Source organism: Azospirillum oleiclasticum, from assembly GCF_013423485.1.
GTDB lineage: Bacteria > Pseudomonadota > Alphaproteobacteria > Azospirillales > Azospirillaceae > Azospirillum > Azospirillum oleiclasticum.
On the sequence record NZ_JABFFR010000001.1, the window covers coordinates 234,504 to 252,871 of the forward strand.

The window sequence follows — 18,368 nt, forward strand, 5'->3', positions numbered from 1 at the left end:
GCCCGGGGGCTCGATGAAGGAACGAAGGGTGGCGGCCGTCCGGGCCGTGGAGGGCCGGGCCGTCGTCGTGACCTGGGCCGACGGCGTCGATCACACCATCGACGTTTCGGTGCATGCCCCCGTCGACGAGGCGCTGTTCCGCCAGCCCGCGGTGGAGGAGGCGGGCGTCCTGGTGGCGTGGCCGGACGGCTCCGCCCTTGCCGCCGGGGTGCTGTGGGACATGGCGCTGGCGCAGGACGGCGCCCGCCTCGCCCGCTGGCGCACCGCCCGCGGCCTGACCCAGCCTGGATTCGCCGAGGCCCTGGGGATCGGGCTGGCGGCGGTGCGCCGCTACGAGTCGGGGGCAAGCCCGATTCCCAAGACGGTCAAGCTGGCCCTGATCGGCCACGACGCGCTGGAGCGCATGGCGAAGAAGCGGGCGCAATGACGCGGTTCGTCCGGGGCGGTTGACCCTGCGGCTGCGTCCGTCACACTGCCACCCCACGGTGCGGGTCGGGGAGGGCGGGGCATGGACGGGCGGTGGCAATTCTGGATCGATCGCGGCGGCACCTTCACCGACATCGTCGCCCGCCGGCCCGATGGCCATGTCGTCACCCACAAGCTGCTGTCCGACAATCCGGAGCGCTACCAGGACGCGGCGGTCGAGGGGATCCGCCGGATCCTGGGTCTTGAACCTGGCGAACCGATCCCGGCCGAGGCCATCTCGTCGGTGAAGATGGGCACCACGGTCGCCACCAACGCGCTGCTGGAGCGCAAGGGCGAGCCGACGGTGCTGCTGATCACGGAGGGCTTCGCCGACCAGCTCCGCATCGGATATCAGGCGCGACCCTCCATCTTCGCCCGCCGCATCGTCCTGCCGGAGCTTCTGCACGGCCGCGTGGTCGAGGTGCCGGAGCGGGTGCGGGCGGACGGCACGGTGCTGAAGCCGGTGGACCTGCGCACCGTCCGGATCGGGCTGGAGAAGGCATGGGCGGACGGCTTCCGCGCCGCCGCCGTGGTGCTGATGCACGGCTACCGCTTTCCCGAGCATGAGCGGCAGGTCGCCGCACTCGCCCGCTCCATCGGCTTCGCGCAGGTGTCGGTCAGCCATCAGGTCAGCCCGCTGATGAAGATCGTGGCGCGCGGCGACACCACGGTGCTCGACGCCTACCTGTCGCCGATCCTGCGCCGCTATGTGGACCGGGTGGCGGAGGATCTGGCCGGCGTGCGGCTGATGTTCATGCAGTCCAACGGCGGGCTGACCGACGCCCGGCTGTTCCAGGGCAAGGACGCCATCCTGTCCGGCCCCGCCGGCGGCGTGGTGGGTGCCGTGCGCACCGCGGCCATGGCCGGCTTCGACCGGGTGATCGGCTTCGACATGGGCGGCACCTCGACCGACGTGTCGCACTTCGCCGGGGAGTACGAGCGCGCCTTCGACACGGTGGTGGCCGGGGTGCGTCTCCAGGCGCCGATGATGCACATCCACACGGTGGCGGCCGGCGGCGGCTCGCTCTGCGTCTTCGACGGCGCGCGCTTCCGCGTCGGGCCGGAGAGCGCCGGGGCCAACCCCGGCCCGGCCTGCTACCGCCGCGGCGGGCCGCTGACGGTCACCGACTGCAACGTCATGCTGGGGCGCATCCAGCCCCGCTTCTTCCCGCCCGTCTTCGGCCCCGGCGGCGACGAGCCGCTCGACGCCGGGGTGGTGCGCGACAAGTTCACTGTGCTGGCCGCCGAGGTGGCGGACGCCACCGGCATGGTGCGCAGCCCCGCCGACGTGGCGGAGGGATTCCTGCGCATCGCCGTGGAGAACATGGCGAACGCCATCAAGACCGTCTCCGTCCAGCGCGGGCATGACGTGGCGGACTACACGCTGAACGGTTTCGGCGGGGCCGCCGGCCAGCATGTCTGCCGGGTGGCGGAGGCGTTGGGCATCCGGCGGGTGTTCCTGCACCCGCACGCGGGCGTGTTGTCGGCTTACGGCATCGGGCTGGCCGACGTGATCGCCATGCGCGAGCGGGCGGTGGAGGCGCGGCTTGGCGAGGAACTGGCCGACGCCCTTGCCCGCGCGCTCGACACGCTGGAGGCGGAGGGACGCGCCGAGCTGGCGCGCCAGGGCGTGCCGGCGGCGCGGGTCGAGGCACGGCGCAAGGCACACCTGAAGGTGGAGGGCAGCGACGCCGCGCTGGTGGTGGAGTTCGGCAGCGTGGCCGCCATGACCGCCGCCTTCGAGGAGGCGCACCGCCGCCGCTTCGGCTTCATGATGGCGGGCCGGGCCCTGGTGGTGGAGGCGGTGTCGGTCGAGGTGGTGGGGCGCACCGACACGGTGGAGGATCCCGAGCACGCGGATCCCTCCACCAGCGCCCTGCCGCGCCGCCTCGCCACCGTGCGGATGCACGCGGGCGGGGAGGAGCACGACGCCCCCGTCTTCGACCGCGACCGGTTGCTGCCCGGCAACCGAGTGGTCGGCCCCGCCATCATCGCCGAGCGCACGGGCACCACCGTGGTCGATCCCGGCTGGGTGGCCGAGGTGACGCGGCGCGACCATCTGGTGCTGACCCGGCTGGCCGGGCCGCCGGTGCGGCACGCCGCGGGGACCGTAGCGGCGGAGACGCCCGATCCGGTGATGCTGGAGGTGTTCGGCAACCTGTTCATGGCGATCGCCGAGCAGATGGGCTTCACGTTGGAGAAGACCGCCTATTCCGTGAACATCAAGGAGCGGCTGGACTTCTCCTGCGCCATCTTCGACAGCGCCGGCGGGCTGATCGCCAACGCGCCGCACATGCCGGTGCATCTGGGCTCCATGGGCGAAAGTGTGCGCGCCGTCATCGAGCGGCGCGGCGCCGCGATGGGGCCGGGCGACGTGTGCATGCTGAACGATCCCTACCACGGCGGCACCCATCTGCCCGACATCACCGTCGTCACCCCGGTGTGGGACGAGGCCGGGGCCGAAGTGCTGTTCTACGTCGCCTCGCGCGGCCACCACGCCGACATCGGCGGCATCACTCCCGGCTCCATGCCGCCCGACAGCACCAGCATCGAGGAGGAGGGTGTGCTGTTCGACGCCGTGCCGCTGGTGGAGGGCGGCGTCTTCCTGGAAGCCGACGTGGTCACCCGCTTCACCACCGCCCGTTATCCGGCCCGCAACGTGGCGCAGAACATCGGCGACCTGAAGGCGCAGGTGGCCGCGAACGAGAAGGGAGCGGCCGAGCTGCGCCGCATGGTCGCCCAGTTCGGGCTGAAGACCGTGCGCGCCTACATGCGCCACGTGCAGGACAACGCGGAGGAGCAGATCCGCCGCGCCATCGACCGCCTGTCCGACGGGGCGTTCGAGCAGGAGCTGGACAACGGCGCCGTCATCCGCGTGCGCATCTCCATCGACGCCAACAACCGTTCCGCCACCGTCGATTTCACCGGCACCAGCGCACAGCTCGCCAGCAACTTCAACGCGCCGACGGCGGTGTGCCGGGCCGCGGTGCTGTATGTCTTCCGCACGCTGGTGGACGACGCGATCCCGATGAACGAGGGCTGCCTGAAGCCCATCCGCATGGTGATCCCGCCAGGCACCCTGCTATCACCCGCCTACCCGGCGGCGGTGGTCGCCGGCAATGTGGAGACCAGCCAGTGCGTGACCGACGCGCTCTACGGCGCGCTGGGCGTGATGGCCTCGGCCCAGGGGACCATGAACAACCTGACCTTCGGCAACCAGCGCTACCAGTATTACGAGACGATCTGCGGCGGCAGCGGCGCCGGCCCCGGCTTCGACGGGACCGACGCCGTGCACACCCACATGACCAACTCCCGCCTGACCGATCCGGAGGTGCTGGAATGGCGCTTCCCCGTGTTGCTGGAGAGCTTCGCGATCCGCCGCGGCTCCGGCGGGGCGGGGCGCTGGCGCGGCGGCGACGGCACGGTGCGCCGGCTGCGCTTCCTCGAACCCATGACCGCCGCCATCCTCGCCAACCACCGCCGCGTCCCGCCCTTCGGCCTGCACGGCGGCGAGCCCGGCATGGTCGGCCGCACCTGGGTGCGCCGTGCCGACGGTCGCATGGAGGATCTGGCCTCCCAGGACCGCACGGCGATGGAGCCCGGCGACGTGATCGTCGTGGAGACGCCGGGAGGAGGAGGGTACGGGGAGGCGTGACCGCCCGGCTGGTGTCCGCCATCCCGCGTGGCTGACGCACCCCCGGCCCGCCGCCACGGGGGGATGCCACAGGGTGGGGACTTCTGGTATGACCGGTGTGTGACACACCGACAGTTCCGGGAGGGAACACCATGACCGCCGTCGCCGCCCGTCCGCGGGCCGCCATGTCCGAGCAGGCGCTCGCCGAGTTGAAGGCCCTGCTGGGTGACCGGCTCAGCACCGCCGCGGCCGTGCGCGAGCAGCACGGCAAGGACGAGTCCTACCACGCCGTCGAGGCGCCGGACGCCGTGGCCTTCGCGCTGTCCACCGAGGAGGTCAGCGCCGTCGTCAAGGTCTGCGCCCGCCACAAGCTGCCGGTCGTGCCCTTCGGCACCGGCACCTCGCTGGAAGGCGGGGTCGGGGCGCTGGCAGGTGGCGTCTGCATCGACGTGTCGGGAATGAAGGAGGTGCTGCGCGTCTCCACCGACGATCTGGACGTGACGGTGCAGGCGGGGGTGACCCGCAAGCAGCTCAACGAGCATCTGCGCGACACCGGCCTGTTCTTCCCCATCGACCCCGGCGCCGACGCGTCGCTCGGCGGCATGTCGGCGACGCGGGCGAGCGGCACCAACGCCGTGCGCTACGGCACCATGCGCGAGAACGTGCTGGGCCTGACGGTGGTGCTGGCGGACGGGCGGATCATCCGCACCGGCGGCCGTGCCCGCAAGTCCGCCGCCGGCTACGACCTGACCCGGCTGTTCGTCGGATCGGAGGGGACGCTGGGCGTCATCACCGAGGTGACGCTGCGGCTCTACGGCATTCCGGAGGCGATCTCGTCCGCTGTCTGCGCCTTCACGGACATCCGGGGTGCGGTGGACACCGTGATCCAGACCATCCAGGCCGGCATCCCCGTCGCCCGCATCGAGCTGCTGGACGAGGTGCAGATGGGGGCGGTCAACCGCTACTCCAAACTGTCCTATGCCGAGGCGCCCACGCTGTTCTTCGAGTTCCACGGCACATCCGCCGGCGTGCAGGAGCAGGCGGAGATGGTGTCGGCCCTGGCCGCCGAGAACGGCGGGATGGACTTCCAGTGGGCGACGCGGGCGGAGGAGCGCAACGCGCTGTGGACGGCGCGGCACAACGCCTATTACGCGGCGCTGGCGCTCCGCCCCGGCTCGCGCGGCTGGCCGACCGACGTGTGCGTGCCGATCTCGCGGCTGGCCGATTGCATCATCGAGACCAAGCGGGATCTGGCCCAATCGACCCTGCTGGCGCCGCTGGTCGGGCATGTCGGCGACGGCAACTTCCACCTCGTCTACGTCATCGATCCCGACCGGCCGGAGGAGATGGCCGAGGCCAAGCGGCTCAACGACCGGATGGTCGACCGGGCGCTGGCCATGGGCGGCACCTGCACCGGGGAGCACGGCGTCGGCTACGGCAAGATCGAGTTCCTGGCGAAGGAGGCCGGCAACGCCTACGCCGTCATGGGCGAGCTCAAGCGCGCCTTCGACCCGGACAACCTGATGAATCCCGGCAAGGTCGTGCGTCTGTAAGGGCACCGGCGGGCGGTTCCGTCCGTTAAGGAGGGAAGACCGAACCCAAGGAGCCCGCCGCCATGTCCGCCCCCGCCGCCTCCGATCGCCAGACCGTCGTCGTCACCGGTGCCAGCGCGGGGGTGGGGCGGGCGGTCGCCCACGCCTTCGCCCGGCGGGGAGCGCGTGTCGCCCTGCTGGCGCGCGACGCGGACGCGCTCGACGACACCGCGCGGGAGGTGCGGCGACTGGGGGGCGAGGCGCTGCCGCTGGTCACCGACGTGTCGGTGTTCGGCGCGGTGGACGGTGCCGCCTGGGCGGTGGAAGAGCGTTTCGGCCCCATCGATGTGTGGGTCAACAACGCCATGGCGACCGTCTTCTCCCCCATCCGGTCGCTCCAGCCGCATGAGTTGCGGCGGGTGACGGAGGTCACCTACCTTGGCACCGTGCACGGCACCATCGCCGCCCTGCGGCGGATGCTGCCGCGTGACCGCGGGACGATCGTCCAGGTCGGCTCGGCGCTGGCCTTCCGCGGGATCCCGCTTCAGGCCGCCTATTGCGGGGCCAAGCACGCCATGGTCGGCTTCACCGACAGCCTGCGCTCCGAGCTGCTGCACGACGGCAGCAAGGTCCGGGTCAGCGTGGTGCATCTGCCGGCCATGGACACGCCGCAGTTCCAGTGGGCGCGCACCCGTTTCGGCCGGCGGCCGCGGCCGGTCGGCGCGATCATGGCGCCGGAGCGGGCGGCCGACGCCGTGCTCGACGCCGCGCGCCGCGCGCCGCGGGAGCTGTGGGTGGGTGCCACCACCGTGCAGACCATTCTGGGCCAGATGGTCGCCCCCGCCCTGATGGACCGGATGATGGCGCGCATGGCCTACGACGCCCAGATCGGCGACGAGCCGCTGCCGGCCGACTACCGCGACAACCTGTTCGCCCCGGTGCACGGGCCGCACGCGGTGAAGGGCCGCTTCGTGCACGAGGAGTCTCTGTCCGGTCGCCGGCTCAGCGGCACCATGGCGCGCGGCATCATCGCCGGGGCGGGGGCGGCTCTGGTCGCCGGCCTTGCCTTCGGTGCCGCGGCGCTGGCGCGCCGGTGACCGAGGCATGCTATCGTGGGGAGGTTTCGATGACGGGAGGGTGATGCGTGCCGCGTGATGCGCCGCGCCTGAGCGACCGGCCGGAGAAGGAAAGCGCCGCGGCGGAGCGCGAGCGTGTCTACCGGTGCGCCCGCTGCCGGGTCCTGGTCACGCGCGGCCGCTGGGAGATGGCGATGGACGGGGCGCACGAGCGCTCGGTGTTCAACCCGGCCGGGCTCGTGTTCCGCATCGCCTGCTTCCGCGAAGCGCCGGGCGTGGCGGAGTTCGGAGCCTCCAGCACCGAGTTCACCTGGTTCCGCGGCTACGCTTGGACCATCGGGCTGTGCCGGTCCTGCGGTGTGCATCTCGGCTGGCGCTACGAGGGCAGCCTGGAGCCGGCGGTCTTCTACGGGCTGGTCAGGGCGCGGCTGGTCGTGCAGGAGGAGGGGCCGGACGGCTGACGGCCGCCGGCACCTGCCACGAGACGCCGAGCCGTCCGGCCGGCACCTGCACGACGCTCTCGTCGCGCGCGGCCATCTCCTTGGGGGTGGCGGCCGGCGTGTGGAGCTGGCCGGCGGCCGGGGGAATCGTGGCGGTCTTGGCACCGCCGGTGGGGCTTCCGGCCGGGGCGATGCCGAGGAGATGCAGCGTGGCGACGACGATGGCCAGCGCCAAGGCGCCGAAGGCGGCGTTGGCGAGGTGATCCACGCGGTGTGTCACGATCTGGGCCATGGCCCGCCGGCTCCTCCCTGTTCGCATCAATGGATGGAACAGCAACGGCACCGCCGTCCATGCCGTTCCCGGATCACGGCGGGGAACGGCGGGCTACTTCAAGCGATAGCGGGGCGGGATCAGCAGATTGAGCGTACCCTTCAGTTCGTCCTCCAGCTTGACGAAGCGGAAGGAGATGGTACCGCGGTCGGTGCTGGCGCCCGACAGGATGGCCGACACCGGAACGTCGCCGCCGGGATGGCCGTCCACCCCCACCAGCAGTGTCACGGTGGCGGAGCGGCGCGGCACCTCGCCGGTCACCCGCCCCTTGCGCAGGTCGAGGCTGAGGCCGCCGAAGGACCAGTCGCAGGTCGGGAACTGACCGAACTGGGTCTTCACCTGAAGCACCGGGGTGGTGAAGCGGCGCATGCGCCGCCGTTCCCGCGGGCCGACGACGCCTTCGCCCGGCTGGGTGCGCCGGACAGTGCCGAGATCCACGCCGCGGAAGCAGGCGCCCTGGGTCATGCTGCCGCCGATGTCGGCGTTGCGCAGCACCGCCGACACGAAGCTGGCGTTGGTCAGGTCGGCGTCGTGCAGCAGTGCGCCGTCCAGATTGGTGGGCCACTCGCGCCCGCCCACCATCGGCATGGCGTCCAGGCAGCAGGACGCCATCAGGGCGCGGGACAGGTTGGCGCGGCGCAGGTTGGCACCGCGCAGGCTGGCCTGCTCCAGGTTGGCCCCGCCGAGGTCGCAGTAGGAGAGATCGGCCATGTCCAGCCGGACGCGGGCGAGATCGGCGCCCTTCAGGCAGCAGCGGCGCAGCCGCGCGCCCGACAGGTCGCGGGCGGCCAGCAGCGCCCCCTCGATCCGCCGGAACTCCAGGTCCAGACGGCGCCCGTCGGCGCCGTTCGTCTCGATCCAGCGCTCGTGCGATTCGAGAAGCTTCGCCGCCTCGATGGGGGGAAGCGGGCGGTAGGCCGGCTCCACCACACCGCCGCGGGTGCGCACATACTGCTGCTGATCCGCCGACAGCCGCGACAGCTCCAGAACGGTGTTTCCCAGCTTCACGTTGGACAGCACGGCGCCGGACAGTTCCACCCCCAACAGCACCGCCTGCGACAGATCGGCGCCGGTGAGGTCCGCCTCGTCGAGGTCGGCCCCGGACAGGTCGCAGCCGGTCAGATTGGCCTCGCACAGCACGGCGCGCTCCAGCCGCGCCTCCGTCATCACGGTGGGGCCCTTGTGCGCGGCCTTGGGCAGTGTGTCGGTGGTGGCGCGGTCGGTGCGGAAATCCGCCCCGCGCAGCACGCAGTCCGTCAGCACCGCGCGGTGCAGGTTGGCGCCCCGGAAATCGGCACCCATCAGGTTGGCGCCGGTCAGGTCGGCCCCTTCCAGATCCGCACCGAACAGCTCGGCACCGGCAAGGTCGCAGCCGGACAGTTTGGCATTGGCCAGATTGGCGCCGACCAGCTTGGCGCTGGACAGGCGGATGTTGCGGATTTCCATACCGGACAGGTCGCGGAAGGACAGGTCGGCCTTGCGCCCGCCCTTGCGGGTCAGCCACTGATTGTGCAGGACCAGCTCGCGGTTGATCTCCTGCACCTCCTCCACGGTCCGCGATGTCATGTATTGCCCCGGTTGCCGAACGCCGGCGAAGTTCGCCCTCGGTCGAACAGCATAGCGCAGTGGATATTCACGGCAGACGTCTAAAATGCTGCAAATCGTGTCGGTTTGTCATGAAATACGAAACGGCCCGCCGGGAGGCCGGCGGGCCGTCGTGCTGGGTGCTCCGTGCGGCGCGCCGGATGGCGGCCGGTGACGGGTCACTTCGTGCGGATGATCGGGGTGAACTGATCGCCCCAGCTTCCGGACTCGTTGTGGTAGCGGGCGGTGCGCATCAGCTCGACGGTGACGCCGGCGTTCACGCATTTCACGACCGCTTCGTTCAGGCGGTGCAGGCTGTTCGCCAGCATGCGGATGGCGCTTTCCTGGTCCGTGCTCATGCCCGTCTTATCGTCGGGGGGCACGTCCTGGAAACCCGAGTCCTTCGTCATTGCGGCTTCCTTCCCTTCTTCTGAGGCGCTCCGGACCGTGAGATTCCGCGCTGCGGCGCGGCCGGCCGACCCACGTCTTAACACATCGGCGGGCAGGAACAAGCGTCGGGGTTCACGGGAGCGGCCGATGGCCCGCCCGCCCATGCGGCATTTGATCGCCGCACGCCCGGCCCGTAAGGTGCGCTGGGCCGAATGTCCGGTACAAGAAGGAGGGTCACCATGTCCGATACCGCCGCCACGCCATCCAGGGTCGCCTTCCTTGGGCTGGGCGTCATGGGTTTCCCCATGGCGGGGCATCTGGCGTCGAAGGGGCACGACGTCACCGTCTACAACCGCACCGCCGCCAAGGCGAAGGCCTGGGTGGAAAAGCATGGCGGACGCGCGGCGGCCACGCCGGAGGAGGCGGCCGACGGTGCGGACGCCGTTTTCATGTGCGTCGGCAACGACGACGACGTGCGCGCGGTCGGCGGTGCGGTGCTGTCGGGGCTGAAGGCCGGGGCCGTGCTGGTCGATCACACCACCGCGTCGGCCGGCGTCGCCCGCGAGATGGACGAGGCCGCCCGCGCCAAGGGGTTGCATTTCCTCGATGCGCCGGTGTCCGGCGGTCAGGCCGGGGCGGAGAACGGCGTGCTGACCATCATGGTCGGCGGGGCGGAGGACGTGTTCGCCCGCGTGAAGCCGCTGATGGACTGCTACGGCCGCTCGGTCGTGCGCATGGGCGACGCCGGGGCCGGGCAGCTCACCAAGATGGTCAACCAGATCTGCATCGCCGGGCTGGTCCAGGCGCTGGCGGAGGGCATGGCCTTCGCGCAGAAGGCCGGGCTCGACGGCCACCGGGTGGTGGACGTGATTTCCAAGGGGGCGGCGCAGTCCTGGCAGATGGAAAACCGCGCCCGCACCATGTTGGACGACAAGTTCGACTTCGGCTTCGCGGTCGACTGGATGCGCAAGGACCTGTCGATCTGCCTGGAGGAGGCGCGCCGCAACGGTTCCCTGCTGCCGGTCACGGCGCTGGTCGATCAGTTCTACGGCGACGTTCAGGCGATGGGCGGCAACCGGCTGGACACGTCGAGCCTGATGAAGCGGCTGGCGGCGAAATCCTGATCAACGGCGCATCCGGCCGGTCCCGCTCCATCACAGAGCGGGACCGGCCGGACGGTAGGCTCACACGTGGAAGCTCTCGCCGCAGCCGCAGCGGCCCTTCTCGTTCGGGTTCTTGAAGACGAAGCCGGTCTGGAACTTGTCGTCGACATAGTCCATCTCGCTGCCGATCAGGAACATCACGGCGGCAGGGTCGATGAGGACGGTGACACCCTTGTCCTCGATCACCTCGTCGAACTTCATCTTCTCCTTGGCGTACTGTACGTCGTAGCTGAGGCCGGAGCAGCCGCGGGACTTGACGCTGAGACGGATGCCGATCATGTCGTCGGACGCCTTCGACATCAGGGCGCGCACGCGCTCGGCCGCACGGTCGGTCAGGGTGATGGCGGTTGGGAGGGCCATGGCTCCACGTCTCCTGGGCTATCAGAACATGTCGAGTTCGACCTTGGCGACTTCGGACATCATGTCCGGGCGCCAGGGCGGTTCCCACACCAGCTCGACCTTGCAGGCGGTGACACCCTCCACCGTCTCCACCATGTTGCCGACCTGAACCGGCAGTTCGCCGGCCACCGGGCACATGGGGCTGGTCAGTGTCATGTCCACCGCCACCACACCGTCGTCGTCCACATCGACGCGGTAGATCAGGCCGAGTTCCCAGATATCCACGGGGATCTCGGGGTCGTAGCAGCGCTTCAGCGCCGCGACGATCTCGTCCATCAGCGCGGATTTCCGGTCGGAGGCCGGGGCATCCGTTCCGGCCAACTGGCGGGTCAACTGGGTCGCGTCGTCGGGCATCTCGTCTTCACCTTCTCGTCGCTCACTCGCTGGACGCTTTCTGATCGCCCTTGATGGCCGCGTTCATGGTGTGCCACGCCAACGTGGCGCATTTGACGCGCATCGGGAACTGACGCACGCCGGACAGCACCATCAGCTTCTCCATGGCCTCTTCATCCACAGGGCCGTGGTCGGTGTGCAGATGGTCGTCCTTGGTGCAGAGGTCGTGGAAGGTCTCGAACAGCGCCTGGGCCTCGGCCTCCGTCTTGCCGCGGAGCACCTCGGTCATCATCGAGGCCGACGCGGTGGAGATGGCGCAGCCGCGCCCCTCGAAGGCGCAATCCTGGATGATCCCGTCGTCGCTCAAGGTCATGTAGACGGAGAGCTTGTCGCCGCACATGGGGTTGTCGCCGCGCGCCTCGCGGTTGGCGTCGGCCGGGTGGCGGAAATTCCGCGGGTTCTTGCCGTGGTCCAGGATGACTTCCTGGTAGAGCTCGCGCAGGTCGTCCATCATGCCCCGAAAAACTCCTTCGCCGCGATCACCGATTCCGCGAGAGCGTCGGCCTCGGCCCGCGTGTTGTAAAGCGCGAAGGACGCGCGCGCGGTCGCACCGACGCCGAAGCGGTCCATCAGCGGCTCCGCGCAGTGGCGCCCGACGCGCACGGCGACGCCGTACTGGTCCACGATGGTGCCGAGGTCGTGCGGGTGCAGCCCGTCCACGGTGAAGGACAGGATCGGCCCCTTGCCTGGCGCCGTGCCGTAGATGCGCACGCCGTCGATGGCCTGGAGGCGTTCGGTGGCGTACGCCAGCAGGTCGTGCTCGTGCGCGGCGATGGCCTCCCGGCCGAGCGCCTCGACATAGTCGATGGCGGCGGACAGGCCGACCGTCTCGGTGATCGGGGGCGTGCCTGCCTCGAACCGCATCGGCGGCTCCTTGAAGGTGGTCCCCTCGAAACTGACGGTCTGGATCATCTCGCCGCCGCCCTGGTAGGGGGGCATGCGCTTCAGGATCTCGCGCTTGCCGTACAGCACGCCCAGGCCCGTGGGCCCGTACAGCTTGTGCGCGGTGAAGGCGTAGAAGTCGGCGTCGATGTCCTGCACGTCCACCGGCCCGTGCACCACCGCCTGGCTGCCGTCGAACGCCACGGGGATGCCACGCTCGTGCGCGAGACGGGCGATCTCCTTCGCCGGGGTCACGGTGCCCAGCACGTTGGAGCAGTGGGTGATCGACACCAGCTTGGTGCGGTCGTTCAGCAGCCCGGCGTAGGCGTCCAGATCGAAGGACCCGTCCTCGCCCACCGGCACCACCCGGATCACGATGCCCTTGGCGGCCTGGAGAAGCTGCCACGGCACGATGTTGGCGTGGTGCTCCATGACCGACACCACCACCTCGTCACCGCGCTCCAGAAAGGTCCGGCCATAGCTGGACGCGATCAGGTTGAACGCCTCGGTGGCGTTGCGGGTGAAGACGATGCACTGGTCGCCGGGCGCGTTCAGGAAGCGCGCCACCTTGCGCCGCGCCTCCTCGAACCGGTCGGTCGCGCGCTGGGAGAGGTAGTGCACGCCGCGGTGCACGTTGGCGTATTCCTCCTCCATGAAGCGGCTCATGGCGTCGATCACGGCGCGCGGCTTCTGGGCGCTGGCGGCGCTGTCCAGGAAGACCAGCGGCTTGCCGGGGCGTCCTTTCACTGCGTGCACGCTGCGCGCCAGGATCGGGAAATCGGCGCGCACGGCCTCGACGTCGAAGGCGGTACCCATCGTGGTGGCGGTGGTGATCATGTCGGGCATGCGCGTAGGCTCCTCACCGTGCGGCCAGCCAGCCGGCCACGAGCGCCTGGAAATTCTCCCGCACGGTGTCCTCGGGGATCTCCTCGATGGCCTCGGCCAGGAAGGCGCCGATCAGCAGACCGCGCGCCTCGTCCTTCGGGATGCCGCGGGCGCGCAGGTAGAAGAGCTGCTCGTCGGCGAGCTCGCCCGCCGTCGCGCCGTGGCTGCATTTCACGTCGTCGGCGTAGATCTCCAGCTCCGGCTTGCTGTCGATCTCCGCCGTGTCGGACAGCAGGAGGGCGCGGTTGAGCTGGTGCCCGTCCGTCTTCTGCGCCCCGCGCCGCACCAGGATCTTGCCCTGGAACACCGCGCGCGCGGAGTCGTCGATGGCGCCCTTGTAGACCTCGCGGCTGCCGCAATGGGGCTGCGCGTGGTCGATAAAGGTGCTGGTGTCCACATGCTGCTGGCCGCGCACCATGTAGGCGCCGTTCAGGCGGCAAGTGCCGCCGGTGCCCGCCAGCTCGGCCCGCACCTCGTTGCGCGACAGCCGCGCGCCGACGGTCAGGATGAAGCTGTCGTAGCAGGCGTCCTTGCCGATGCGCACGGCACCATGGGAAAGATGGAACGCCGTTCCGCTTTCACGCTGGACCTTGTAGTGGTGCAGCGTGGCACCCTCGGCCACATCGACCTCCACCACATGGTTCGCCAGCGTCACGCCGCTGCCGTAGCCGACATGGTGCTCGACCACCACGGCGCGGCTCATCGGCTCGGCGACGATCAGCGTGCGCGGGTGGAACACGGTGGCGCGGTCCTCGCGGCCCAGCGTGACGTACACCAGCTCGATGGGCTCCGCCACCTCGACGCCGCGGCCGATGCGCAGCACCGCACCATCGCCGAGGAAGGCGGTGTTCAGCGCCGCCAGCGGGTTGGCGTCCACATCCACCAGCCGGCCCAGACGTCCGGCGATCCAGTCGGGATCGCCCGCCAGCCGGTCGGCCAGCCCGGCCACCTCGACCCCGTTCGGCAGCCCGGCGGCGGACGACAGGTCGTGCCGGAAGCGGCCATCCACGAAGACCAGCCGCGTGGCGCTGGTCCCGGCCGCGCGCACGGTGGGCAGCACGTCGAAGCCCGGCGCGTCGCTGCGCGGCTCCGCCGGCTCGAAGACAACCTTTTCCAGCGGGCGCAGGTTGGTGTAGCGCCACGCTTCGTTCTTCACGGTGGGGAAGCCATTGACGGCGAAGGCGGAGGCACCGCCTTCGCGCAACGCGTCGACCCAGTCGAGCCCCGAACCCGGCAGCCCGGCTTTCAGGCGCTCGAACTGTTCCGTGTAGGGCAGGGCGGTCTGTGGGGTTGCGCCCCGGATGGGTGTGGGGGTGCTCATGGGTCAGGCCGCCTCGTCCACGCCGAACTCGCGATAGCCCTTCTCCTCCAGCTCCAGAGCCAGCTCCTTGCCGCCGGAACGCTGGATGCGGCCGTGCGCCAGCACATGCACGCGGTCGGGCACGATGTACTCCAGCAGGCGCTGGTAGTGGGTGATGACCAGCATGGAGCGGTCGGCCCCGCGCAACGCGTTCACGCCGTCCGCGACGATGCGCAGGGCGTCGATGTCGAGGCCGCTGTCCGTTTCGTCGAGGATGGCGAACCTGGGTTGCAGCACGGCCATCTGCAACGTCTCGTTCCGCTTCTTCTCGCCGCCGGAGAAGCCGACATTGACCGCGCGCTTCAGCATGTCGTCCGACATGTTGAGCGCCTTGGTCTTTTCGCGGATCAGCTTGAGGAACTGGAGCGCATCCAGCTCCGGCTCGCCGCGGCGCTTGCGCATGGCGTTCAGCGCGTATTTCAGGAAGGTGGTGTTGGCGACGCCGGGGATCTCCACCGGGTACTGGAAGGCCAGGAACACGCCCTCGGCGGCCCGTTCCTCCGGCTCCAGCGTCAGCAGGTCCATGCCGTTGTAAGTCACCGAGCCCTCGGTCACCTCGTAGCCCTCGCGCCCGGCCAGCACATAGCTCAGCGTGCTCTTGCCCGACCCGTTCGGACCCATGATCGCGTGCACCTCGCCCGACCCGATGGTCAGGTCGATGCCCTTCAGGATTTCCTTGCCATCGACGGTGGCGTGCAGGTTCTTGATCTCAAGCATTCTCGTTCGTCCTTCTCATACCGTCTCGTCGAGGCGTTCCGTCAACCCACGCTGCCTTCCAGGCTGATGCCCACCAGCTTCTGCGCCTCCACCGCGAACTCCATGGGGAGTTCCTTGAGGACCTCCTTGCAGAAGCCGTTGACGATCAGCGACACGGCGTCCTCGGGATCGAGGCCGCGCTGGCGGCAGTAGAAGAGCTGGTCCTCGCTGATCTTGGCGGTCGTCGCCTCGTGCTCCACCCGGGCCGAGCGGTTCCGGCTCTCGATGTAGGGCACGGTGTGGGCGCCGCACTGGTCGCCGATCAGCAGGCTGTCGCACTGGGTGTGGTTGCGCGCCCCGTCCGCCTTCGGCAGGATCTTGACCAGCCCGCGGTAGGTGTTGTTGGAGCGGCCGGCCGAGATGCCCTTCGACACGATGGTGGATTTCGTGTTCTTGCCGATGTGGATCATCTTGGTGCCGGTGTCCGCCTGCTGGCGGTTGTTGGTGATCGCCACCGAATAGAACTCGCCGACCGAGTTGTCGCCCTGCAGGATGCAGCTCGGATATTTCCAGGTGATGGCCGAACCGGTCTCCACCTGGGTCCAGGAGATCTTCGAGTTCACACCGCGGCAGGCGCCGCGCTTGGTGACGAAGTTGTAGATGCCGCCGACACCGTCCTCGTTGCCGGGGTACCAATTCTGCACGGTCGAGTATTTGATGGTGGCGTTGTCGAGCGCCACCAGTTCGACCACCGCGGCGTGGAGCTGATTCTCGTCACGCTTGGGCGCCGTGCAGCCTTCGAGGTAGGAGACATACGCTCCCTCGTCGGCGATGATCAGCGTGCGCTCGAACTGGCCGGTGTTGGCCTGGTTGATGCGGAAATAGGTGGACAGCTCCATCGGGCAGCGCACGCCCTTGGGCACATACACGAAGGACCCGTCGGTGAACACCGCGCAGTTCAACGTGGCGTAGAAGTTGTCGGTGTAGGGCACCACGGTGCCGAGATACTGGCGCACGAGGTCGGGGTGCTCGCGCACCGCCTCGGAGATGGAACAGAAGATGATGCCCATCTCCTCCAGCTTCGCCTTGAAGGTGGTCGCCACCGACACGCTGTCGAACACCGCGTCCACGGCGATGGCCGGCATCTTCGTCTCGGTGCCCTCGACCCCGGCCAGGATTTCCTGTTCACGCAGGGGGATGCCCAGCTTCTCGTAGGTGCGCAGCAGCTCCGGATCGACCTCGTCCAGCGACTTCGGCCGGTTGCTGGTCTTCGGCGCGGCGTAGTAGTGGGCGTCCTGGTAGTCGATCGGCGGGTAGGAGAGCTTCGCCCAGTAGCGCGGCTCCTCCATGGCCTGCCAGGCGCGGAACGCCTTCAGCCGCCACTCCAGCAGCCACTCCGGCTCCTCCTTCTTGGCGGAGATGAAGCGGACGATGTCCTCGTTCAGGCCCTTGGGCGCGAGGTCGGCCTCGATGTCCGTGGTGAAGCCGTACTTGTACGACTGCTCCGTGACGGCGCGGACCTGATCGACGGTTTCCTGCGTGCCTGACATGACGATCTCTCGCTGATTCGGTGGAACGGGTGCGGTCTTGGTCTGGATCAACCGGCGGGATGGGGGGCCGGTTGCGGCTTTGAGGCACTGTGGTCGGACGGTAGCCAGGGAGGCGTCATCATGTCCGACAGCGTCACCTCCTCCAGCGCCGTGCGGATGGCCCGGTTGACCTTCTCCCAACCGCCGCGCATGGGGCAGAGGCTTTCCACCCCGCACTGGCTGTCATGGGCGCCCTCGACGCAGGCGGTCAGCGCGATCGGCCCTTCCAGCGCGGTGATGATGGCGGCGATGGAGATGTCGCCCGGTTCCCGTGCCAGCGTGTAGCCGCCCGTGGCCCCGCGCTGCGAGGTCATCAGGCCGGCGGGCACCAGCGCCTTCATCAGCTTGGACACGGTGGGGGCCGGCACGCCCGTACGCTCGGCGAGCTGCGGCACGGTGTGCACCGCGCTGCCGTGATTCGCCATGGCGCTCATCACGACAATGGCGTAATCGGTCAGCTTGCTCAGCCGGATCATGACAGCCCTTTAATCTGTACCAAACTGGTACGGATTAATTGGGCGAACCATTTCGAATGTCAAGCGTCGGCTTGGCCGGCAAGACCTATTAAAACGGTTGGGTAAGACACCGCCCTGCGGCGGGTCGTCGCAGGCATGAAAAAACCCCCTTCCACCGGGTGGCGGAAGGGGGGAGGGGAGAGACGGGAACAGGCGTGGACAGGACGCGGATCAGCTCTTCTTCAACTCCTCGCGGGCGGCGTCCTTGGCATCGCCCACCGCCTCGGCCAGATCCTCGCGCGCGGTCTCGTAGGCGGCGGTCGCAGCGCGGGTGCCGCGCTCCAGCGTGTCGCTGGCGACGGTCTTCACCCGGTCGTACGCCTCGTCGGCGTACTCACCCATCCATTCGTTCTCATACCGGGTGTTGGGGATGCTGGCGCCGAGCGCGGCACCCAGCGCCACGCCCATCACGCCGGCGACCAGCGGGTGGTCATCGACCATGTCCCAGAAGCCGTGCGTCATCTTGCCGACACGGCGGCCCATGGAAGAGCCGGTGCTGCCGGACACGCTGCGGCCGCCGGTGCCCGTGGTCGAGCCGTACGCGGCGTGGGTTCCCTCCGGATAGACGGAGTTGTCCTGGCTGGGGGTGCCGCCCTGGCCGCTCACCCGCTCCGCCGCCTGGCGGACGGACCGGTTGGCGCGGCCGTAGAGGTGGCTGGCCCCCTCGCGCACGCTGTCGGTCGCGTCGTGAAGCGACTCGCGGATGCTCTGGCCGTAGCGTTCGGCACGGTCGGACATGCGGCCGACGGTGCGGCTGTTGGCGAGGCGGCGGTCGTAGCCGCTCTGCGTCAGCAGCAGCCAGCCGAGCCCCAACCCGATCATGGCGATCGGCACCGGGTTGTTGCGGACGACGCCCCCGACCGACGAGGACGCGCGGTTCGCGCTGTGGGTCATACGGTTCATGGTGTTCTCCTTGATGTGCCGGGGATTGAGACGCTGCTTCAGCTCGCCGAAGGCCTCGCCGATGTGCGCGCGGCTGTCGCGGATGTCCCGCTGCATGGCGGCATAATCGGTCCGCCCGGTCCCGGGGGCGG

Annotated in this window: 18 protein-coding genes; 6 read left to right on the forward strand and 12 right to left on the reverse strand. The window is 69.6% G+C overall.

Features of this window, described 5'->3' with window-relative positions:
* Positions 1–28: 28 nt before the first annotated feature.
* The 5 genes from HL658_RS37935 (at position 29) to HL658_RS01065 (ending at position 7,168) form a co-directional block, all read left to right on the forward strand.
* A complete protein-coding gene (locus HL658_RS37935; protein WP_180280037.1) occupies positions 29–427 on the forward strand; it encodes a helix-turn-helix domain-containing protein in 399 nt (132 codons plus the stop codon).
* 81 nt (positions 428–508) lie between these two features.
* Positions 509–4,120 (forward strand): hydantoinase B/oxoprolinase family protein, encoded by a 3,612-nt coding sequence (locus tag HL658_RS01050; protein WP_180280038.1) that lies wholly within the window; start codon positions 509–511, stop codon positions 4,118–4,120.
* Between the two features lie 131 nt (positions 4,121–4,251).
* On the forward strand, positions 4,252–5,652 hold the full coding sequence (locus tag HL658_RS01055; protein WP_180280039.1) for an FAD-linked oxidase C-terminal domain-containing protein: 1,401 nt from the start codon (positions 4,252–4,254) through the stop codon (positions 5,650–5,652).
* Between the two features lie 62 nt (positions 5,653–5,714).
* Positions 5,715–6,728: an SDR family oxidoreductase gene (locus HL658_RS01060; RefSeq protein WP_180280040.1), complete on the forward strand. Its 1,014-nt coding sequence runs from the start codon at positions 5,715–5,717 to the stop codon at positions 6,726–6,728.
* 47 nt (positions 6,729–6,775) lie between these two features.
* Positions 6,776–7,168: a yippee-like protein gene (locus tag HL658_RS01065; RefSeq protein WP_180280041.1), complete on the forward strand. Its 393-nt coding sequence runs from the start codon at positions 6,776–6,778 to the stop codon at positions 7,166–7,168.
* Here the strand turns inward: HL658_RS01065 and HL658_RS01070 are convergent.
* From HL658_RS01070 to HL658_RS01080, 3 genes are all read right to left on the reverse strand, one after another.
* Positions 7,125–7,439, reverse strand: a complete 315-nt coding sequence (locus HL658_RS01070) for a hypothetical protein (protein ID WP_180280042.1) — start codon at positions 7,437–7,439, stop codon at positions 7,125–7,127. The two genes, HL658_RS01065 and HL658_RS01070, sit on opposite strands and share 44 nt — an antisense overlap.
* A 93-nt stretch (positions 7,440–7,532) precedes the next feature.
* On the reverse strand, positions 7,533–9,044 hold the full coding sequence (locus HL658_RS01075) for a pentapeptide repeat-containing protein (protein ID WP_180280043.1): 1,512 nt from the start codon (positions 9,042–9,044) through the stop codon (positions 7,533–7,535).
* 197 nt (positions 9,045–9,241) lie between these two features.
* Positions 9,242–9,472, reverse strand: a complete 231-nt coding sequence (locus HL658_RS01080; RefSeq protein ID WP_180280044.1) for an SMc00767 family acetate metabolism repressor — start codon at positions 9,470–9,472, stop codon at positions 9,242–9,244.
* A 219-nt stretch (positions 9,473–9,691) separates the two neighbouring features.
* Here HL658_RS01080 and HL658_RS01085 point away from each other — a divergent pair, with 219 nt between their 5' ends.
* A complete protein-coding gene (locus HL658_RS01085; protein WP_180280045.1) occupies positions 9,692–10,576 on the forward strand; it encodes an NAD(P)-dependent oxidoreductase in 885 nt (294 codons plus the stop codon).
* Positions 10,577–10,636: 60 nt separating this feature from the next.
* On the opposite strand, the gene HL658_RS01090 is transcribed toward HL658_RS01085, so the two are convergent.
* The 9 genes from HL658_RS01090 to HL658_RS01130 all read right to left on the reverse strand — a co-directional run bounded on the left by HL658_RS01090 (position 10,637) and on the right by HL658_RS01130 (position 18,333).
* Complete coding sequence (locus HL658_RS01090; protein ID WP_180280046.1) at positions 10,637–10,975, reverse strand: HesB/IscA family protein; 339 nt, start codon at positions 10,973–10,975, stop codon at positions 10,637–10,639.
* 21 nt (positions 10,976–10,996) lie between these two features.
* The gene (locus HL658_RS01095) at positions 10,997–11,368 is read right to left on the reverse strand and encodes an SUF system Fe-S cluster assembly protein (protein ID WP_180280047.1); all 372 of its coding nucleotides are present in this window, start codon (positions 11,366–11,368) and stop codon (positions 10,997–10,999) included.
* A 22-nt stretch (positions 11,369–11,390) separates the two neighbouring features.
* Complete coding sequence (gene sufU / locus HL658_RS01100) at positions 11,391–11,861, reverse strand: Fe-S cluster assembly sulfur transfer protein SufU (RefSeq protein ID WP_180280048.1); 471 nt, start codon at positions 11,859–11,861, stop codon at positions 11,391–11,393.
* Positions 11,858–13,135, reverse strand: a complete 1,278-nt coding sequence (locus HL658_RS01105) for a cysteine desulfurase (protein ID WP_246337226.1) — start codon at positions 13,133–13,135, stop codon at positions 11,858–11,860. The genes sufU and HL658_RS01105 overlap by 4 nt, the downstream gene beginning before the upstream one ends.
* Positions 13,136–13,148: 13 nt before the next feature.
* Positions 13,149–14,495, reverse strand: coding sequence for a Fe-S cluster assembly protein SufD (gene sufD / locus HL658_RS01110; protein WP_180280049.1), 1,347 nt, complete (start codon positions 14,493–14,495; stop codon positions 13,149–13,151).
* Between the two features lie 3 nt (positions 14,496–14,498).
* Positions 14,499–15,251 carry a Fe-S cluster assembly ATPase SufC gene (gene sufC / locus HL658_RS01115; RefSeq protein WP_180280050.1) on the reverse strand — a complete coding sequence of 251 codons (753 nt, stop codon included), beginning with the start codon at positions 15,249–15,251 and terminating at the stop codon, positions 14,499–14,501.
* 41 nt (positions 15,252–15,292) lie between these two features.
* Positions 15,293–16,780: a Fe-S cluster assembly protein SufB gene (gene sufB, locus HL658_RS01120; protein ID WP_180280051.1), complete on the reverse strand. Its 1,488-nt coding sequence runs from the start codon at positions 16,778–16,780 to the stop codon at positions 15,293–15,295.
* Positions 16,781–16,827: 47 nt separating this feature from the next.
* Positions 16,828–17,295 (reverse strand): SUF system Fe-S cluster assembly regulator, encoded by a 468-nt coding sequence (locus HL658_RS01125; RefSeq protein ID WP_180280052.1) that lies wholly within the window; start codon positions 17,293–17,295, stop codon positions 16,828–16,830.
* A gap of 210 nt (positions 17,296–17,505) precedes the next feature.
* Positions 17,506–18,333, reverse strand: a complete 828-nt coding sequence (locus HL658_RS01130) for a hypothetical protein (RefSeq protein ID WP_246337227.1) — start codon at positions 18,331–18,333, stop codon at positions 17,506–17,508.
* Between the last annotated feature and the right edge of the window lie 35 nt (positions 18,334–18,368).

Bases quoted from the DNA above. Each gene is read 5' to 3' on its own strand.
- HL658_RS01050 (WP_180280038.1), top strand. From the start codon at position 509: ATGGACGGGCGGTGGCAATTCTGGATCGATCGCGGCGGCACCTTCACC.
- HL658_RS01055 (WP_180280039.1), top strand. From the start codon at position 4,252: ATGACCGCCGTCGCCGCCCGTCCGCGGGCCGCCATGTCCGAGCAGGCG.
- HL658_RS01060 (WP_180280040.1), top strand. From the start codon at position 5,715: ATGTCCGCCCCCGCCGCCTCCGATCGCCAGACCGTCGTCGTCACCGGT.
- HL658_RS01070 (WP_180280042.1), bottom strand. From the start codon at position 7,439: ATGGCCCAGATCGTGACACACCGCGTGGATCACCTCGCCAACGCCGCC.
- HL658_RS01075 (WP_180280043.1), bottom strand. From the start codon at position 9,044: ATGACATCGCGGACCGTGGAGGAGGTGCAGGAGATCAACCGCGAGCTG.
- HL658_RS01080 (WP_180280044.1), bottom strand. From the start codon at position 9,472: ATGACGAAGGACTCGGGTTTCCAGGACGTGCCCCCCGACGATAAGACG.
- HL658_RS01085 (WP_180280045.1), top strand. From the start codon at position 9,692: ATGTCCGATACCGCCGCCACGCCATCCAGGGTCGCCTTCCTTGGGCTG.
- HL658_RS01090 (WP_180280046.1), bottom strand. From the start codon at position 10,975: ATGGCCCTCCCAACCGCCATCACCCTGACCGACCGTGCGGCCGAGCGC.
- HL658_RS01095 (WP_180280047.1), bottom strand. From the start codon at position 11,368: ATGCCCGACGACGCGACCCAGTTGACCCGCCAGTTGGCCGGAACGGAT.
- sufU (WP_180280048.1), bottom strand. From the start codon at position 11,861: ATGATGGACGACCTGCGCGAGCTCTACCAGGAAGTCATCCTGGACCAC.
- HL658_RS01105 (WP_246337226.1), bottom strand. From the start codon at position 13,135: ATGCCCGACATGATCACCACCGCCACCACGATGGGTACCGCCTTCGAC.
- sufD (WP_180280049.1), bottom strand. From the start codon at position 14,495: ATGAGCACCCCCACACCCATCCGGGGCGCAACCCCACAGACCGCCCTG.
- sufC (WP_180280050.1), bottom strand. From the start codon at position 15,251: ATGCTTGAGATCAAGAACCTGCACGCCACCGTCGATGGCAAGGAAATC.
- sufB (WP_180280051.1), bottom strand. From the start codon at position 16,780: ATGTCAGGCACGCAGGAAACCGTCGATCAGGTCCGCGCCGTCACGGAG.
- HL658_RS01125 (WP_180280052.1), bottom strand. From the start codon at position 17,295: ATGATCCGGCTGAGCAAGCTGACCGATTACGCCATTGTCGTGATGAGC.
- HL658_RS01130 (WP_246337227.1), bottom strand. From the start codon at position 18,333: ATGCAGCGGGACATCCGCGACAGCCGCGCGCACATCGGCGAGGCCTTC.